This is a genomic window from Vibrio sp. SCP2 (assembly GCF_059295395.1).
This window is the reverse complement of sequence record NZ_JCAFVV010000003.1, coordinates 106,773-125,467: the sequence shown is the minus strand read 5'-3', so window position 1 is coordinate 125,467 and position 18,695 is coordinate 106,773. Positions and strand designations below refer to the sequence as shown.

15 protein-coding genes are annotated in these 18,695 nt (G+C 44.6%); 7 read left to right on the top strand and 8 right to left on the bottom strand.

Annotated elements, in window-relative coordinates; genetic code table 11:
* Positions 1-264 precede the first annotated feature (264 nt).
* Genes hppD through maiA form a run of 4 tightly spaced genes read left to right on the top strand, consistent with a single transcriptional unit; the run spans position 265 to position 4,134 of the window.
* The gene (gene hppD, locus AC5O63_RS11630) at positions 265-1,338 is read left to right on the top strand and encodes a 4-hydroxyphenylpyruvate dioxygenase (protein ID WP_494505095.1); all 1,074 of its coding nucleotides are present in this window, start codon (positions 265-267) and stop codon (positions 1,336-1,338) included.
* Positions 1,331-2,461, top strand: a complete 1,131-nt coding sequence (locus tag AC5O63_RS11625) for a homogentisate 1,2-dioxygenase (protein WP_494505094.1) — start codon at positions 1,331-1,333, stop codon at positions 2,459-2,461. Before hppD ends, AC5O63_RS11625 begins: the two co-directional genes overlap by 8 nt.
* Positions 2,462-2,474: 13 nt before the next feature.
* Entirely contained in the window at positions 2,475-3,488 is a 1,014-nt protein-coding gene (locus AC5O63_RS11620) for a fumarylacetoacetate hydrolase family protein (protein ID WP_494505093.1), read from the top strand.
* Positions 3,481-4,134: a maleylacetoacetate isomerase gene (maiA, locus tag AC5O63_RS11615; RefSeq protein WP_494505092.1), complete on the top strand. Its 654-nt coding sequence runs from the start codon at positions 3,481-3,483 to the stop codon at positions 4,132-4,134. The genes AC5O63_RS11620 and maiA overlap by 8 nt, the downstream gene beginning before the upstream one ends.
* Here maiA and AC5O63_RS11610 read toward each other — a convergent pair.
* The 6 genes from AC5O63_RS11610 to AC5O63_RS11585 all read right to left on the bottom strand — a co-directional run bounded on the left by AC5O63_RS11610 (position 4,088) and on the right by AC5O63_RS11585 (position 9,314).
* The gene (locus AC5O63_RS11610; protein WP_494505091.1) at positions 4,088-5,281 is read right to left on the bottom strand and encodes a GGDEF domain-containing protein; all 1,194 of its coding nucleotides are present in this window, start codon (positions 5,279-5,281) and stop codon (positions 4,088-4,090) included. The two genes, maiA and AC5O63_RS11610, sit on opposite strands and share 47 nt — an antisense overlap.
* A gap of 152 nt (positions 5,282-5,433) precedes the next feature.
* Positions 5,434-5,619, bottom strand: a complete 186-nt coding sequence (locus AC5O63_RS11605; RefSeq protein WP_004742868.1) for a hypothetical protein — start codon at positions 5,617-5,619, stop codon at positions 5,434-5,436.
* Between the two features lie 169 nt (positions 5,620-5,788).
* The gene (locus AC5O63_RS11600) at positions 5,789-6,820 is read right to left on the bottom strand and encodes a hypothetical protein (protein ID WP_494505090.1); all 1,032 of its coding nucleotides are present in this window, start codon (positions 6,818-6,820) and stop codon (positions 5,789-5,791) included.
* A 146-nt stretch (positions 6,821-6,966) separates the two neighbouring features.
* A complete protein-coding gene (locus tag AC5O63_RS11595; RefSeq protein WP_494505089.1) occupies positions 6,967-7,635 on the bottom strand; it encodes a YiaD family glycine zipper/OmpA-like lipoprotein in 669 nt (222 codons plus the stop codon).
* A gap of 144 nt (positions 7,636-7,779) precedes the next feature.
* Positions 7,780-8,463 (bottom strand): DUF2786 domain-containing protein, encoded by a 684-nt coding sequence (locus AC5O63_RS11590; RefSeq protein WP_272786947.1) that lies wholly within the window; start codon positions 8,461-8,463, stop codon positions 7,780-7,782.
* 167 nt (positions 8,464-8,630) lie between these two features.
* Positions 8,631-9,314 carry a DUF3334 family protein gene (locus AC5O63_RS11585; protein WP_069667243.1) on the bottom strand — a complete coding sequence of 228 codons (684 nt, stop codon included), beginning with the start codon at positions 9,312-9,314 and terminating at the stop codon, positions 8,631-8,633.
* Positions 9,315-9,518: 204 nt separating this feature from the next.
* Here AC5O63_RS11585 and ydiJ point away from each other — a divergent pair, with 204 nt between their 5' ends.
* From ydiJ to AC5O63_RS11570, 3 genes are all read left to right on the top strand, one after another.
* Positions 9,519-12,551 (top strand): D-2-hydroxyglutarate dehydrogenase YdiJ, encoded by a 3,033-nt coding sequence (ydiJ, locus tag AC5O63_RS11580; protein ID WP_494505088.1) that lies wholly within the window; start codon positions 9,519-9,521, stop codon positions 12,549-12,551.
* A 71-nt stretch (positions 12,552-12,622) separates the two neighbouring features.
* On the top strand, positions 12,623-13,084 hold the full coding sequence (locus AC5O63_RS11575) for a methyltransferase family protein (protein ID WP_494505087.1): 462 nt from the start codon (positions 12,623-12,625) through the stop codon (positions 13,082-13,084).
* A 149-nt stretch (positions 13,085-13,233) separates the two neighbouring features.
* Positions 13,234-14,862 (top strand): S1 family peptidase, encoded by a 1,629-nt coding sequence (locus tag AC5O63_RS11570; RefSeq protein ID WP_494505086.1) that lies wholly within the window; start codon positions 13,234-13,236, stop codon positions 14,860-14,862.
* A 272-nt stretch (positions 14,863-15,134) separates the two neighbouring features.
* On the opposite strand, the gene hutU is transcribed toward AC5O63_RS11570, so the two are convergent.
* Both hutU and hutH read right to left on the bottom strand, forming a co-directional pair.
* Positions 15,135-17,147 carry a urocanate hydratase gene (hutU, locus tag AC5O63_RS11565; protein ID WP_494505085.1) on the bottom strand — a complete coding sequence of 671 codons (2,013 nt, stop codon included), beginning with the start codon at positions 17,145-17,147 and terminating at the stop codon, positions 15,135-15,137.
* A 14-nt stretch (positions 17,148-17,161) separates the two neighbouring features.
* A complete protein-coding gene (gene hutH, locus AC5O63_RS11560; protein ID WP_272786952.1) occupies positions 17,162-18,664 on the bottom strand; it encodes a histidine ammonia-lyase in 1,503 nt (500 codons plus the stop codon).
* Positions 18,665-18,695 lie beyond the last annotated feature (31 nt).

The following is an 18,695-nucleotide window of genomic DNA, read 5'->3' as shown; positions in this document are numbered from 1 at the left end:
TCAGAGTCAAATTCAAGACTGAACTATAATTATTAATAAGCAGGAAGTTATGATTATGGGTGGAATGTAAACTAATTGTTACTTTGGTTTTGGGGTTAACGCATTGATTTAAATGAGTTAATGTTGTCTCAATTAAACGTGTTTACAGTTTGCAATTACATTTCGTTAACTTCTGATTGGGCGTGTAAGGTTCAAATTTGCGCTTAGCTGAGCCAAGTTATTGATAGTTACACGGTAGTTAGATCAATAACGAGGGATATAGAAATGAACGAAGCGTACAACCCACTAGGTACAGATGGATTTGAGTTTGTTGAATACACAGCGGCAGACGCGAAAGGTATTCAAGCGCTTAAAGACCTGTTTAATTCGCTTGGGTTTGCAGAAGTGGCTAAACACCGTTCAAAGGAAGCGTGGCTGTATCGACAAGGTGACGTGAACTTTATCGTTAATGCTCAGCCCCATAGTCAGGCCCATGCTTTTGCTGAAATTCATGGCCCTTCTGTGTGTGGCATGGCATTTCGCGTGAAAGATTCAGCGGTTGCAATGAAGCAGGCGCTAGACAATGGTGGTAAAGAATACATTACTGAAATTGGCCCAATGGAGCTTAGCATCCCTGCGATATACGGTATTGGTGAGAGCTTGCTGTATTTCGTTGATCGTTACCAAGATGGCAGTATTTATGAAGTAGACTTCCGCTTTTATGAAGACGCGAAGGAGCGTCTTGCTAAAATGGATGTCGGCCTCTACGAGATAGACCACCTAACGCATAATGTTAAGCAAGGTAATATGGACGTATGGTCGGGCTTCTATGAGCGTATTGGTAATTTCCGTGAGATTCGCTACTTTGACATTGAAGGTAAATTGACGGGCTTGGTGAGCCGAGCGATGACTGCGCCTTGTGGCAAGATCCGAATTCCTATCAACGAATCCTCTGATGACAAGTCGCAAATTGAAGAGTTTATTCGTGAGTACAACGGCGAAGGTATTCAGCATATTGCCTTAACCACAGATGATATTTACCAGACAGTCCAAACTCTGCGTGATCGTGGTATGGACTTTATGCCAACCCCTGATACTTACTACGAAAAAGTCGATAGCCGCGTGGATGGGCACAAAGAAGATGTATCGAAGTTACGCGATTTACGTATCTTGATCGATGGCGCACCAATGAAAGATGGCATCCTACTGCAGATCTTTACCCAAACAGTAATTGGTCCCGTGTTCTTCGAAATCATTCAACGTAAAGGCAATGAAGGGTTCGGCGAGGGTAACTTTAAAGCACTATTTGAGTCGATTGAAGAAGACCAAATCCGTCGTGGGGTACTAGACGATGCATAAATGGATAACATTCCCTCATCGGGAGGGAGTGTGCTCCAAGCAGGCGCACGCTGATTTTCCCGAAGAGGCAATTTACGAACGTGAAGCAGGCCGTAGTGGGTTCTTTGGGCCTGCTGCCCACTTTCACCATCAACATGCTCCTACCGGTTGGAGTGAGTGGGAGGGCGATTTAAAACCACGTGCGTTTAACTTCAATCACGTAGAGGAATCGCACCAGCTTTCGCCTTGGTCTGTGCCGCATCTTCTTCATAACGCCAACTGTAAAGTGCGCGTATGGAAGTTAGAGAGTGCCATGAAGCACCTAGTTAGAAATGCTGATGGAGATGAGCTGTTGTTCATTCATCAAGGTACAGCAGATCTTTACTGTGACTACGGACACTTAGAAGTGGTTGAAGGCGATTATGTGATGATTCCGCGTTCGACAAGTTGGCGATTAGAGCCTCGTGAACCCATGTTTGTCTTGATGATTGAAAACACGGATGCGGCTTACACGCTACCTGAGAAAGGTATGGTAGGAAATCACGCTGTGTTTGACCCAGCGGTGTTGGATGTACCAAAAATTGATGACCAGTTTAAAGCCCAGTATTCCGAGGATGCTACGCAGGTTCACATCAAGCGTCACGATCAAGTTAGTGTCGTAACGTATCCGTTCAATCCACTTGATGCGATCGGTTGGCATGGCGATTTGTCAGTTGTGCGAGTGAACTGGCGTGATATCCGACCATTAATGTCACACCGTTACCACTTACCACCGTCGGCGCATACCACCTTTGTTGGTCAAGGGTTCGTGATATGTACCTTTGTACCAAGACCTATTGAAAGTGACCCTGGTGCACTGAAAGTGCCGTTTTATCACAACAATGATGATTATGACGAAGTGCTGTTTTACCACGCCGGAGATTTCTTTAGTCGCGACAATATTGAAGCGGGAATGGTGACCTTCCATCCTGCAGGCTTTACTCACGGGCCTCACCCGAAAGCCTTTAAAGCGGGTCAAGAGTACAAGAAGAAGTTTACTGATGAAGTTGCGGTTATGATTGATACCAGACACGCACTGAACTTCAGTAACGAAGCCGAACAGGTGGAAAACAAAGAGTACGTCTACAGTTGGAAAGAAAAATAGAAAGGGACTGAATATGAAGTTAGCAACCCTAAAGAATGATAGTCGAGATGGCTTATTGGTTGTGGTAAACAAAGCACTGACAAAATGTGTCGCAGTGCCTGAAGTTGCGCAAACGATGCAAGAAGCGTTAGACAATTGGAATCATGTTGAACCTCAGCTGAATGAGGTCTATGTCGCGCTGAATAATGGTGAGCTAACCAGCGAAATGCCATTTGAGCCTGCTTTGAGTGAATCTCCTTTGCCGCGTGCTTATCAATGGGCGGATGGCTCAGCGTATGTCAACCATGTCGAACTGGTACGCAAAGCGCGTGGTGCGGAAATGCCGCCAAGTTTTTGGACCGATCCCTTGATGTATCAGGGTGGCTCTGACGCATTTATCGGACCTTGTGATGATATCCCAGTCGTGAGTGAAGAGTGGGGGATCGATTTTGAAGGTGAAGTCGCTGTCGTAACAGGCGATGTTGCAATGGGAGTCACGGCAGAAGAAGCTGCGAAATCTATCAGGCTGATTATGTTGGTCAATGACGTTTCACTGCGCGGATTAATCCCTAACGAACTCGCGAAAGGGTTTGGCTTCTTTCAATCCAAACCATCTTCCGTCTTCTCTCCAGTAGCGGTAACACCAGATGAACTAGGGAATGACTGGGATGGGGGTAAAGTGAATCTGCCACTTCTAAGCTTTTACAACAATGAACCCTTTGGGTGTCCAAATGCCGGTGTCGATATGACGTTCGAGTTTCCCGAGCTGATTGCACATGCAGCCAAAAGCCGCCCTCTATCAGCGGGAGCGATCATCGGTTCGGGCACAGTGTCAAACAAACAAGGTACGGACTTTGGCACCGCGATTGCTGAAGGTGGGGTCGGGTACTCCTGCATTGCTGAAGTACGAATGATAGAAACGATTCGTGATGGCTCACCATCAACGAGTTTTATGAAGTTTGGTGACCGGATCAAGATGGAAATGAAAGACGCGGATGGTCACTCGATCTTTGGCGCGATTGACCAGCAAGTGGTGAAATATGAATGATCGCATTCTCTATGGTTATTGGCGTTCTTCAGCGGCATACCGTGTGAGAATCGCGCTTAATCTGAAACAGTTAAGTTATCAGCAGCGCTCTATTCATTTGGTAAAAAACGGCGGAGAACAACACTCCGCCGATTATCAAAAACTCAACCCGAATCAGTTAGTGCCAGTATTAGTCGATGGTGACGTCACTCTTAATCAATCGTTAGCGATCATCGACTATCTTGATGAAACTTACCCAGAGGTTGCGCTTACCCCGCTAGATAATGAGCGCCGCTACATCGTGAAGTCTCTAGCGCAGGATATCGCCGTCGATATTCACCCTCTCAATAATCTGAGAGTGCTGCAATATTTGTCAGGTGAGTTGTCTGTTGAAGAGGAATCCAAAACTCGCTGGTATCGGCATTGGATAGAGCAGGGCTTTTCCGCGCTGGAAAAACGACTGAAATTGTGTAGCGGAAAATATAGCGTGGGCGATGAAGTGACTTTAGTTGATGCTTGCCTTGTCCCGCAGGTATACAACGCCAAGCGTTTCGATGTTGATTTAACGCCCTATACAAATATTGTCAGAGTGACAACGTCACTAAATGAGTTGGAAGCGTTTAAGAGGGCTGCACCTGAAGCTCAACCAGATGCGGTTGTTCTTTAGGCTCTACAGATATAGCTACTCGATTCCTGCCGCCCTCTTTCGCGAGATAGAGGGCCTTATCTGCCTGCTCCATCATTTCAATAATCGAAGAGACTTGTTCTGAAGTGTTCATAGCAACTCCAGCACTGATAGTGATGACATCTGCACAGGAGGAGTATTGGTGAGCAATCGCCGCATTTTCAATATCGAACCGAATCAGCTCTGCAATGGATTTCGCTTTATCTAGCCTCGTATTGGGTAATACCGCTACGAACTCTTCACCGCCGACTCTGGCAAAGAAACTGTATTCCGCTTCTAAATCGATTGTCTTAAGTCGTTTAGCGACTTTGCGTAAGGCTTTATCTCCAGAAACGTGGCCATAGTTATCGTTGAAAGGTTTGAAGTGGTCAATATCAAATAAGATGACACACAGATCTTGGTGCTTCTCTTTGCTACGTTGCCAGACGGTTTCTATCTTTTGATTGAAGTAGGTGCGGTTTTTTAGCTCAGTCAACGCATCCTGTTCAGCGAGTGCTTTAATAGAGTGGTTTGCTTCAGAAAGCTGTCGGATTAGTTGTTCTTTCTCTATCTCTTCGGCAATTCTCTTTATCGCCTTATTGTGCAAGATACGGGTATACAAGCTGACGTAAATGACGCCACATAACACTAAGATAAACGCTTCAAACAGGCGCTCTAAGCCAATTGAAAAGTAAACAACAAGAGGCAGGATCAGTGACCAAAAGTATATTTGCAGCGCTGAAATCGAATTGATGTGAAAGATCGTGCCAGCGAAGGCGAGGGCAGTACACCAGATCGTGGTAGAAAGTAAGTTATGTTCTGGAGCAAGTTGAATGTACCAAATAGACCCTAATGACCAAACGAAACCGATTAAAGAACGAGTGGTCAGTAGAGTAAGCCAGTGCGTCTTGTGCATGCTGTGACTGTCGATACGAGGTCTTAAAGAACGATCAACGATATAGCGCGCGCTAATGACGCATACAAATAAGCCTGCCCAGATAACAGTTTGATTTGATAGCCCGTAATTTAGTACGGTGACACATAAAACCAATGCAGCTAAAGCCCCTTGTAGAATTGCGATCATAGGGAAGGCATCCATCATTTCTAGATGCTTTCTACGCTCTATTTCTATTGCGATGTTAGGGTTCATTAAGCGGCCACAATTCTTAATCCTTAATTTGAACCTACCTTAATCAATGATGGTTGTAAACGAAGTGTTAATAAAACTGATGCTTATGCCAATAAAGCAAAAAGCCACCTATAAAGGTGGCCTCAGTGTCGTCCTTGGAGAAAGAGTACGAATTAACGTAGCGAGCTAATTTGACGCTCACGCTGTTGTAATTCTGCAATGTTGAACTGACGTACATCCAATGTCGCTAAGTCATTGCACTCTTTACATGAATGATTGCTTTTACCGTCAACGTATTCATGTTTGGTTAGCATGCTTGGTTTTTTGCACCAATCGCATACACCTTCGATCGTAAACATAGATTTCTCCCCACCCTATTTACTAGGTGTTATTTTCGGGGCGGATTATGACATGAATAACGGTATATGGTTAACTATTTGTTACGTGGAATGGGAGGGGGATCGATTGCGTCGCCTTGTAATTTAAGCCTTGTCTAAAATTGGAAATCTAATTACTTGGGTTTTGTAACTATTTGTTAACGTGTTTGAGTATAACTTTAAGTGCTTGATTTAGACGCTTCATCTCTTCTTCGCTGCCTTTTAAATCTGGATGGTAAACTTTAGACAATTGCTTGTAGCGAAGTTTGATCTGTTTTTCATCTGGGATCTTGGCTGGATTAAAGCCAAAAAGTGCGCAAGCGAGCGCGATAGGTTTATCTTGTGCGGCTGATTGAGGTTTCGCTGTCGGCTTAGGCTGAGCTTGAAGTTTTTTAATATGGCGATACATCGCCTCCATCTGACGTTTTTGCTGCTTTAACGTCTCATCTTTACGTCTTATTTCCCTGTCGAGCTTGACCTGCTGTCTTTGAGCATCTGAATCGGAGTTGACGGTAAGCGCTCGAAGTGAGCGGTTTGTGCGTAAAAGCCACATAATGACCGCAATACTCAACGCGAGTAATCCAATCAATGCATAGATAGTTGTGCTCTGTGCTTGACCTTGATGGGCTACGGATTTGGCTTTCGGACTTAGCTCTATATCTTGGTGGTCAAAAGCCACTTCTAACTGATCGATAGCGGCAACTTGCTTAGCTCTACGGTTGTTAAATTGCTGCTCAAGTACCCGAGCATAATCTTTCTCAGCATCTGGGTTTTCTTTAGCCGCTTGTTCATACCAAAGTTCGGCTAGATCAAGGTTGTTTGGTTGTTCTTTAGCTTGTTCGTACAATTGGCCAAGTAGCAATGGGGCTTGCTTGTCACCAGATAGGGCGGCTTTGCTTAGCCAAAAAATCGCATTCTCAATATCTACTTTTGTACCAAGGCCTTTATAGTACGCTCGTCCTAGATTTGCTGCGGCGGAATCACTCCCATTGTTTGCTGCTTGTTGGTACCAATAGAAAGCTTCGGAGCTAGACTGTTGAACACCTTGCCCTTGCGAGTATCTGTCAGCGAGCTTTAACTGAGCATGGACATTGTTATTTTGTGCGCTTTGGGTAAGTTCTTCTACTGTTTGAGCAAAACTCACTGAAGAGTAAACAAGTAGTAGAAGGGATAGGATTCGCAAATCAGCCTCTAGTCACTAGGATAAAAGTGGTTGTATTTGCTAAGTATATCAATTGAACAGAAAAAATAGACAATTATTGTTTCGAATCGCTATTAGGAATTAAAAATGGCTTCCTTAGAAGCCATTTTTGCACCGATCTAGTCGTACTATTTTAGCGGTAAGATCTGAATTTCTACTCGTCGATTGCAAGCACGACCTTCCGAAGTACTGTTAGTACAAAGCGGGTATCGTTCACCATTGCCGCGAGCAACGGCTCGACCTGCTGCAACACCCTGTGAAACTAAATAAGAACGTACTGATTCAGCGCGACGCTCTGATAAGATTTGGTTGGTTGTATCGCTGCCTGTACTGTCAGTATGGCCGTCAATAACAAGGCTAGTATCTGGGTACTCAACCAAGATTCTTGCTACGCCACGCAAGGTTTTATGAATACTAGAATCAAGTTGATAAGAGCTTGTCTGGAAGCCAATGCCGTTTTCTAGACGAAGCAGTAACTGATTTTCTCCAACGCGTTCTACTTGCACACCAGAGTTCATAAGTTCTTTGCGAAGCGCGGCTTCTTGTTGGTCAAAGTAGTAACCGATACCGCCACCGACAGCGGCACCACCCGCAGCACCGATCAGCGCGTGCTGTCGACGCTCTGTTGCGTCATCACCGGTTGCTAAGCCAACAGCAGCACCTGCGATGGCGCCGATAAGTGCACCTTGGGTTGCTGAGTTGGTTTCGGTTTCGCCAGTGGTTGCGTTTTGGCGCTGTGTTGCTTGGCAGCCAGAAAGGGCTATTGCGATGGCTAAAGCAGCCGTAATCTTCTTCACGATAACATCTCCGTGTATCATTATTATTGCCAGACAAGGTCAGTCTGGGTCTCGAATGCCATGAATTAAACCGATGGCATTCGTTATGTCAACGCTGAAAAGATTAATTTACTGAATATTAACGGTGGGTGAACAAAGCTTGCTCTATCTGAGCATTTTTGGTGCTTGTGCTCCGTCGATAGGGCGGTTAACTGAGACGGTACGACCTTTCTTTAAACCGACTTCATAATCTTCGGTCAAGTTCTTCATCGCTTCTCTAAGCTGCTGCTTGAATGTTTCGCGGTCGATGTTTTTAAACTCTTTATCGATGTAGTCGTCGATCTTTTTCGCTGAATCTTCATCAGGACTGATGATCGGTAGCTTTTCTAAAGCCCCTTCAACCCAGCCGGAAAGGAAAGAGTTGACTCGTCGGGTCACTTCAGTTGTCGGCGTGCCTGAACCGGCAAAACCATTGCGGAAACGGCCAGTTTGCTCATTCATTTCACGATAGACGATATCAAACGCGAAGGCAGCGAAGATAGCGCGGTCAGCTTCACCAATGAACTCTACACGTTTTAAACCTTTGTGATTGAGCAATACGGCTTCGACGCCAAATTTAGTATTAATACCGCGAATAATTCTAAGCAGATTTGAACCAACGTTGGCTGGCAGAAGGTGGGTCGATTGGGTTTTGCCCATCTTGATAAACTCAATATCGTCCTTATCGAGGCCATACTTAAGCATCAAGCGATGAGCCATCTTGATTGCATTCGCCGCTTCGTTAACGTTAGCAGAGTTACCAAGTTCTAAACATTTCGCAATTTTCTTAAGGGCTTTTTGTTTATCCATCGACCGCTTCAAATCTCACTAATTTAGCAAAGTCGGACATTTTACCGCTTTCTAGCAAAAAACGGAAATGAGTTGTCGTTATAAGGTGATCAGTCAGGATAATGAGAATAGAGAATGCCATCGAACTGTCGATGGCATTGTATTGGTATGATCGGGGTGAGGTTGCGTTAGATACCTAGTTCGTCCAGTAGGTCATTCGCGTTACTGTCTTGCTTCTCTTCCTTTTTGTCGTTTTTCGCTTTCATCTTTTGTTGAGTTTGCTCCAAGATATCATCTGGGCACTCATCTTCCGTCGCTTCAAACTCTTCTAGCTGAATGAACTCCGTTTTGTCCATTGCTAGCTCTAGGTAGAAAATGTTGCCTTGTTCGGTAGAGAAGGTCACACGACGTGCTTGAGGACGGTCGAGATTGGTATCGACTGAAAGGTTTACCTGCTTATTCAAAGAAAGCATTTTTGGTTGGTTTTGCGTAATGTGTGTTTGAAGGTCCTTGCGAACCTGGTTGGTAAAGTGACCAACCAATTGGTTCATTAGCTCACCCAACACATCCGCCACTTCATCCGAAGTATGTAGAACCGCAAGCTCCTCTTCAGGCATGCCCATGTTGCGCATGTAGTTTGTGTACACTTCAAGCGCAGCTTTAGAAGTAAAGTTGATAACGACTAGACCTGAAAATCCACCATCGAACAGTACAAAGCAGCCGAAATCAGGCTTAAGGCTTGTTTTCGTAATCTTCTGTACCATCGCTGAATAGGATATTTGCGAGCTTGTCGCAGAGGTTAAAACGCCAGAAACGGACTGGCACAATTTCAAAAGAATATCTTCTGTTGTGATGACTTTATTTTTTTTCATTGATGACTCGCTCATAAGAGACACTTAAAGTTTGTCCAATAATTCTAAGTGTGGGAAAAAAATGCGATAAGTTCCATTCTGACACTGCATTTCTGTTTTGATCACCCTTTTAAATGTTGTAAAGTGACCTGATTCAAATAATAGTTTTTAAACTGAAGTGAACCCACTGCTGATTGGATCAGCGTAGTAGGGGGCAGGAAGCAAATGTTACCAAGATTACATTCACAATCGGATGTTGATCCGATCGTACTCACCTTTCTCGAAGAACTTAAAACCGCTGGGTTCAGCGGCGATATCGAAAGCCAATTTTCTAGTCGCTTAGCTGTTGCGACTGATAACAGCGTTTACCAACAATTACCTCAAGCGGTTGTGCATCCTAAAACTACCGAAGATGTGTCACTTATAGGTAAGCTTAGTACTCAATCGCAGTACGAACGAATCAAATTTTCTCCTCGTGGAGGCGGTACAGGTACCAACGGACAGTCGCTGACAAAAGGCGTCGTAGTTGACCTGTCTCGTCATATGAATAAGGTTTTGGAGATCAATGAGAAAGAAGGTTGGGTTCGCGTACAAACGGGTATTGTTAAGGATCAACTTAATGACGCAATAAGACCGTTTGGCTACTTCTTCTCTCCAGATTTATCGACCAGTAACCGCGCTACTCTGGGTGGGATGATCAATACCGATGCTTCCGGTCAGGGTTCACTTAAGTACGGTAAAACATCGGATCATGTTCTGTCGTTGCAGGCCGTATTTGCTGATGGTTCATGCTTAGAGTCAGATTTATCAAAAGGTATGCCGCAAGAAGGCGAGTATGCATTTGAAGCATTTCGCGTTACCGAAAATGTATGTCGCGAGAAACGCTCTCAAATTGAAGAGAAGTTTCCTCCGCTCAACCGATTTCTAACGGGTTACGATCTTAAAAACGCGCTCGATACCGATGCAGACAAGTTTGATTTAACCCGCGTGCTGTGTGGCGCTGAAGGTTCACTCGCGTTTATCACTGAAGCAAAACTGAACCTCACCCCAATCCCTAATGCTCGAACTCTAGTTAATGTTAAGTACAACAGTTTTGACTCTGCACTGCGCAACGCCCCCTTTATGGTTGAAGCGAATGCGCTCTCAGTAGAAACCGTCGACTCTCGGGTCCTGAACTTAGCCAAGCAAGATATTGTTTGGCACACAGTGAGTGACCTTTTAACCGACGTTCCCGGCAAAGATATGCAAGGGATCAATATGGTCGAATTTGCTGGTCAAGATGTACAGGAAGTCGAGCAGCAGGTAAAAGCGTTAACCGCGCGACTAGAAAGCATGCTAGAGAACAATGAAGCCGGCATCATCGGTTATCAAGTCTGTAGCGATGTTGCGAGTATCGGTCGTATTTACAATATGCGTAAAAAGGCCGTTGGCCTGCTAGGTGCAGCAAAAGGACGAGCGAAACCCGTCGCCTTTGCGGAAGACACCTGTGTTCCACCAGAAAACCTTGCCGACTTTATCGCGGAGTTCCGTGAACTGCTCGATGCGAAATCGTTGAACTACGGCATGTTTGGCCATGTTGATGCAGGTGTTCTCCACGTTCGCCCAGCGCTTGATCTATGCGATCCGAAACAAGAAAGCTTGATGCATGAAATTTCCGACGAAGTGGTTAAGCTGGTGGCGAAATATGGTGGCTTAATGTGGGGAGAGCACGGTAAGGGTTATCGCTCAGAGTATGGGCCAGAGTTTTTCGGCGAAGAGCTATTTACAGAGTTACGCAGAGTAAAAGCGGCTTTCGACCCTCACAATAAGATGAATCCGGGTAAGATCTGTACACCGCTTGAAAGTACAGAAGAGCTGGTAAAAGTAACCGATACTAAGCGCGGATATTACGATCGTCAGATCGACGTTCAAGTTCGCGATAGTTTTAAACAAGCCATGGAATGTAATGGTAATGGCTTGTGCTTCAACTACGACACTTCCTCTCCAATGTGTCCTTCAATGAAGGTGACTGCCGACCGACGACATTCGCCAAAAGGGCGAGCAGGTCTAGTTCGAGAGTGGCTTCGTCAATTAACTGAGCAAGGAATTGATATCCTTGATCTTGAGAAGCAGGCACTGGAAGAAAGTTCATCAATCAAAACCATGATTGATCGCGTGCGAAATAACCTCAATAAGCGACATGAGTATGACTTTTCTCATGAAGTTTATGAGGCAATGAACGGCTGTCTAGCGTGTAAAGCGTGTGCGAGCCAATGTCCAATTAAAGTGGATGTTCCAAGCTTCCGTTCTCGATTCCTTAATATCTATTACTCTCGTTATCAGCGTCCTGCTAAGGATTATTTGGTTGCGAACATTGAGTCTATGCTTCCTGTATTGGCGAAAGCGCCGAAACTGGTTAACGGTGCGTTAAAGCAAAAGTGGGTGCAAGACTTAACCGCTAAATCAGTAGGTTATGTTGACTCACCTTTACTCTCAGTGCCGACTTTAACCAAGAGACTAACGTCGCTTAAGTCATTTGATCTACAAGATCTCGCGGCGCTATCGAAAGATGACAAAGCGAATCATGTTGTCATCGTTCAAGACCCATTTACTAGCTACTACGATGCACAAGTTGTCGAAGATTTTGCTTCTTTGGTGACTAAGTTGGGCAAGACCCCGGTATTGCTACCATTTAAACCCAATGGTAAAGCGCAGCACGTGAAAGGCTTCTTGAAACAATTCGCCGCAAATGCGAAAAGTACCGCTGCCTTTTTGCAGCAGGTAGCTGATATCGGTATCCCACTAGTCGGCGTGGATCCTGCATTAGTGCTCTGCTATCGCGATGAATACCAAGAGGTGTTGGGTGATAAGCGCGGCGATTTCCAAGTCCTTACTGTTCATGAATGGCTTGAGCCTAAGTTGAGCGAGATGGATAAGCAGCCATCAAATGGTCAAGAGCCTTGGTATCTTTTTGCTCACTGTACCGAAAAAACCAAGATGCCAAATGCTGAAAAGGAGTGGGGGGCAATATTCGCTCATTTTGGTGCTCGGCTTGATACGGTTCCTGTAGGCTGTTGTGGCATGGCGGGGACCTTTGGTCACGAAGTCGATAAGCTGCAAATGTCGAAAGATATTTACGGATTGAGTTGGAAACCTCGACTGCAAGACTTACCTAAGGAGCGCTGCTTGATTACCGGCTACTCTTGCCGAAGCCAAGTCAAGCGTTTCGAAGATGTAAAGGTTCAGCATCCACTGCAAGCGCTATTGCAGATTATCTAAAATTAAATAGCTCAGCCCACTCGGCTGAGCTATTTTGTATATAGTAAAACCCCATTTTTAAAGGAAGATCAATGGATAAGCTTGAAAAGAAGATCCCGCCCGTCGCTCTATTTGTGCTGTTCTTTGTGGTGATTAATCATATTAGTCATGAATTCCTCACTTTTAAAATCGGCTTGCCTCTCAACTCAATCATATTTGGCGTGTGCTTTTTAGCAGCAGGTATTGCGGGCTTAGGTGGGGTGTATGAGTTCAAGCGCGCTAAAACGACGGTTAACCCAATCAAAGTTGAAAACGCTTCGTCAGTGGTCGATTCAGGAATCTTCGGTTACAGCCGCAACCCAATGTATCTTGGCTTATTTCTGTTGCTATTTGGCTTCGCTTATTGGCAACAAAACCTACTCGCGATTGTGTTTAGCTTTGGCTTTGTCTGGTATATGAACCGCTTTCAAATTCTGCCCGAAGAACGCGCTTTAGAGTCTCTGTTTGGCGCAGAATATTTAGACTACAAACAGCGAGTTAGGCGCTGGATTTAGAATTTTTATCGATTTCGCTGTCTCGAAATTGAGCAAAAGCTCAGGAAAAGTGATCTGCTTTATAAAACTATTTGTTATTTGTGTAGTGATATATTTATTTTGTGTATATTCCTATTTGATTAAAAATAACTATTAGGAATGTATTTAATATGTCACGTTGGTCTATTCCGTTGGCACTAAGCTGTTCTGGCTTAATAACGGCTTCCGCTTTAGCAACAGAAATCACCCCTTACATCATCAACGGCACCAATGCAAACCAGTCCGATTGGCCGTATATCACAGCTTTGGTGAAGAAAAATCAGAATGCTTACGATGGTCAGTTTTGTGGTGGTAGTTTTATCGGACAGCGCTACATTTTGACGGCTGCGCACTGTGTAGAGGACTTCGCACCTGATGATTTTGATGTCATTGTCGGAATTAATAACCTTAATAGTGAGTCCTCCCAAGGAGCTCGGATTAGTGTGAATAAGGTTTACATTCACCCTCAATTCAATGCGTCAAGTTTGTCGAATGATATAGCAGTGCTAGAGCTATCTCGGGTAGTGACAAGTAACGAGGCTACACCTGTTACCCTAGCGACTTCAACGACGCGAAACAATACTAGTGACAGCACTATATTGACTGTGGCAGGCTGGGGGTCAACAACACCTGAGTATGGCAATCATACAACACCAGCTCAGCTACAGCAGCTCGATGTGCCTTTAGTTAATCAGACCACCTGTAGTAACACGTTTGCATCTGTCAGTTCGAATCCCGATTCAGCCAATTTTTGCGCAGGTACTGTTGATGAGGGGTATGATTCTTGCCGAGGAGATAGTGGTGGTCCAATTATCGTTAAATCCTCTGGTACGCAACTAGGGATTGTAAGTTTTGGTAAGCAGAGATGTGGTCAGCAGAACACGTACGGAGTTTATACCAACTTAAGTGAATATACTGGATTTATTTCTCAACACACATCTGGAATTAGTTACGACGCTGATTTGTTTGCTGGTTATACTCCTGTCGGACAAAATTTTACCCATACTTTTCGCTTCACCAATTATTCGCCAAGCCCTATGACATATTCGGCATTAATATTAGGTGGTGGCTCTGCTTCTTATTATAACAATACTTGCTATACTAAAAGTACTCTCGCTACTGGTGAAAGTTGTGGAATTACGATTAGTTTAACTGTTTCTGACTATATCGAATACAGTCGTTCTTTTAAGTTCTACTATAAATTGAATGGCACTGAGTACTCTGTTGATGCTAAAGTTACTGTTCAAGGTGCGCAATCTACCGATGGTTCTTTAACGCAAGCACTTTCAATACCTTCGGTCAGTGCGTACAGTAACAACCACCCATGGCAAGTCTACTCTGGGAATATGTTACGTTCAGCCCCGATTACTCATTCAGAAAAATCCACGCTAATACTGGATGGGATCGCTGCAGGTACTTATTCATTTGATGTACGATTGTCAACTGAAGCGAGTGATCAGCTATTTTTATATGTTAATGGAGAACCAAATGGCGGTGTGAGCGGTGTGAGATCATTTACTCATACAGTTACATTGAATAAAGTATCCAACCGTCTAAAACTTGAATACGTGAAGGATTCATCCACAGATGGGGGCGAAGATGTAGTTTTTCTATCAAATTTTCGGTCTGGAACTCCAACCCCAACCCCAACACCGACACCAACCCCAGTCGCCAATTCAGCTAGTGGCGGAGGCGGCGGCGGTAGCCTTGGCTGGTTAAGCATCGGTTTACTCGCTTTAGTCGGACGTCGGAGAAAGTAATTGACAGCGCTACCCAATGAGCAGGGTTAAGTCTGCTGACAAAGGTCTAACTATAAGGTTGGACCTTTGATCTATTATGGCTATTGAAATTCGGATATCCTAATGCAAGAGCCTTCCCCTCAACAATATGATCTCGAAATGGTCGCTATGGAACGACTTATTCCTCTGTCGTTGCAATAACAAGGGGGGACCATGCCTTTTTAGTGTTTGGTATTCTTATCTAGACAAACATACTACGCCCTTAGTTTGGACGTAGCATGTGATTTTTAAGGTTAGATAGCTAAGTCATCAATAATTTGATCGTCAACTAAATTAGCGAGGGTTACTTTTAGCTTAGGTGTTCTATCCATTTCGCGCTTAATGGCAAAGTTGGCCTCTTCATTGCGAGCCCAGCTACGTCTAGCGATGCCGTTGTTCACATCAAATAGAAGCATGGATTGAAGCTTGCGCTCCGCGTCACTGCTGCCATCAAGCAGCATACCAAAGCCACCATTGATAACTTCACCCCAACCTACGCCACCACCGTTATGGATTGAAACCCAAGTGGCACCACGGAAGCTATCGCCAATCACATTGTGAATGGCCATGTCAGCAGTAAAGCGACTACCGTCATAGATATTTGACGTCTCTCTAAATGGAGAGTCTGTACCACTGACATCATGATGATCTCGTCCTAGGACTACAGGGCCAATTTCGCCTCGATTAATAGCATCATTAAAGGCTTTCGCAATTTCCATTCTACCTTGAGCATCGGCATACAGAATCCTTGCTTGTGAGCCTACGACTAACTTATTGGCTTTAGCGTCATTGATCCAAGTAATATTGTCCTGCATCTGTTGTTGGATCTCAGCAGGAGAGCTTTGCATAATATTACTTAAAACTTGTGCTGCGATTTCATCTGTTTTGTCGAGATCTTCCGGTTTACCTGAAGTACAAACCCAACGGAATGGACCAAAGCCATAGTCAAAGCACATTGGCCCCAAAATATCCTGCACGTAAGAAGGGTACTTAAAATCAATACCATTTGCTGCCATAACATCAGCGCCTGCACGCGAGGCTTCTAACAAGAAGGCATTACCATAGTCAAAGAAGTAAGTTCCTTTCTCAGTATGCTTGTTGATGGCGGCACCATGGCGTCTTAATGTCGCTTGTACTTTTTCTTTGAATACGTCCGGTTCTTCTCTAATCAAACGATTAGACTCTTCGTAGCTAATATCAACTGGATAGTAGCCGCCAGACCAAGGGTTATGCAGTGACGTTTGGTCTGAGCCTAAGTGAACAAAGATCTCTTCTTCTAGGAACGATTCCCAAACCTCAACCACATTACCGATATAGGCAATAGAGACGACCTCTTCGTTGGCTTGAGCTACTCTGACGCGCTTAATCAGCTCAGGCATATTATCGATGAGTTCATCAACCCAGCCTTGTTGATGACGCTTAGTCGCGGCATTAGGGTTAATTTCGGCACAAACAGTAATACACTTAGCAATGTTACCTGCTTTGGGTTGTGCTCCACTCATGCCACCTAAACCAGCGGTAAGGAATATTTTGCCCTTAGCTTGTTCACCTGCTTTTAACACCTTGCGGAAAGCGTTCATAACGGTAATCGTTGTGCCATGAACAATCCCTTGAGGGCCAATATACATAAATGAACCAGCTGTCATTTGACCATATTGAGTCACGCCCAACGCATTGAATTTTTCCCAATCGTCCGGCTTAGAATAGTTCGGGATCATCATACCATTGGTGACAACAACACGAGGGGCTTCTGGTGAAGAAGGGAATAACCCCATCGGATGGCCTGAGTACAGGTGCAAGGTTTGATCGTTCTCCATCTCACTGAGGTATTTCATTGCTAACAGGTATTGCGCCCAGTTTTGAAAAACCGCCCCATTGCCACCATAAGTGATAAGCTCTTCCGGGTGTTGGGCTACTGCTGGATCAAGGTTGTTATCGATCATCAACATAATGGCGGCAGCTTGCTGGCATTTTGCTGGATAGTCGCTTATTGCTCGCGCTTTCATTAAGTAAGTCGGCTTAAAGCGATACATATAGATTCGGCCAAAGGCATTTAACTCTTGCGCAAACTCATGCGCAAGCTCTTGATGCCATGCCTTGGGAAAGTATCTAAGGGCATTGCGAATGGCGAGTTGTTTCTCTTCTGTGCTGAGAATATCTTTACGCTTGGGCGCACGGTTAACATTCACCGGATAAGGTTTTGCCGGTGGCAGCTGCTCAGGGATCCCCTGTTTAATTTGTTCTTGAAAGCTAAGTTCAAAAGTCATCATTTACTCCAAAATTAAGCGTCAAAACTCACAGTGAAAGCTTGGGATTTCACTAACTCTACCATCGCGTCAATATCAGGTTTCAATAGCCTATCTTCTTCGAGCTTAGCGACTTTAGTGCGGATCAATTCGAAGTTTTTCTCAATAAGATCAGAGCAACGATTAGGTCTTCTGAATTCCAGTGCTTGAGCGGCATACATGAGCTCAATGGCAAGAATCTTATCCAAGTTGCCTAAGATTTGATTGAGTTTTCTACCTGAAATACTGCCCATCGAGACATGGTCTTCTTGGCCCATTGAGGTAGGTACGCTATCAGCCGATGGAGGGAAACAGAGTGATTTATTTTCTGTTACTAGTGCTGCTGTCGCATACTGAGGGATCATCATGCCTGAATTGAGACCACCTGCTACAGTCAATAGACGCGGTAAACCATGAAGCCCTTCTAATAAAAGATAACAACGACGATCAGCAATATTGCCAAGTTCTGCAGCCGCAATCGCCGCATAATCGAGAACCATAGCTAATGGCTGTCCATGGAAGCTGCCACCAGAAATAGCTTCTTCGCTACTGATGACGATCGGATTGTCGGTCACTGAGTTCATCTCGATTTCAACAAGTTCTTCTAAGTGATAGTAGGCATTACGAGAAGCGCCGTGAACTTGCGGAATACAACGCAGCGAATAAGGGTCTTGCACGCGACCACAGTTACCATGAGAGGCCATGTTTTGAGAGTCTTTAAGCAGTCTTCTCATACGCGCTGCGACTTCTAAGTTGCCAACAAAAGCTCGCGTTTGGTGTAGTTCGTCTCTGAACGGTGATTCACTACCTTGCATTCCTTCAATACTCATAGCGCCAGCGACGTCTGCAAGATCTAACAGGTAACGCATTTTTGTTAATGCAGTAATGGCATGGGAAAGAATAAATTGAGTACCATTAATTAAGGCCAAACCTTCTTTTGCATGCAACTCCAATGGTTCTAACCCATTGGCCTCAAGTACAGCCTTGGCAGACTTTATCTGATCATCCTGCCAGAATTCACCTTCGCCTATCAGTGGTAAAAAGAGGTGTGATAGAGGCGCTAAATCGCCAGATGCACCCACAGAGCCCTGTTCAGGGACAACCGGAATGAGGTCCAATTCGAGGAAAGTAAGCATACGCTCTACCACTTCCAAGCGTATACCAGAGAAACCTTGGCTAAGGGCATGAACTTTGGTGATTAGCATTAACTTAGAAATTGCTTTTTCGATCGGTTCGCCGACACCAACCGCATGGGTGATAAGCAGATTTTTTTGTAGTAAATGCGTTTCTTGTGGTGATATCTGCGTATCGCACAGCGGCCCAAAACCGGTGTTAATGCCATAAATTGCTTTATCAGAGTTGGCCATCTTATCTACATTGGCACGGCTGACATTAATTTTTGTTAAGGCTTCAGGGCACAGTTTTGCTTTGATGTGTCCATTCGCGATGCCGTTTACAGTATCAAGATCTAAACGATCAACACCGTATCTAAACGTCATGGTAAGGCTCCTTGTGGTTCACGTTATCCAG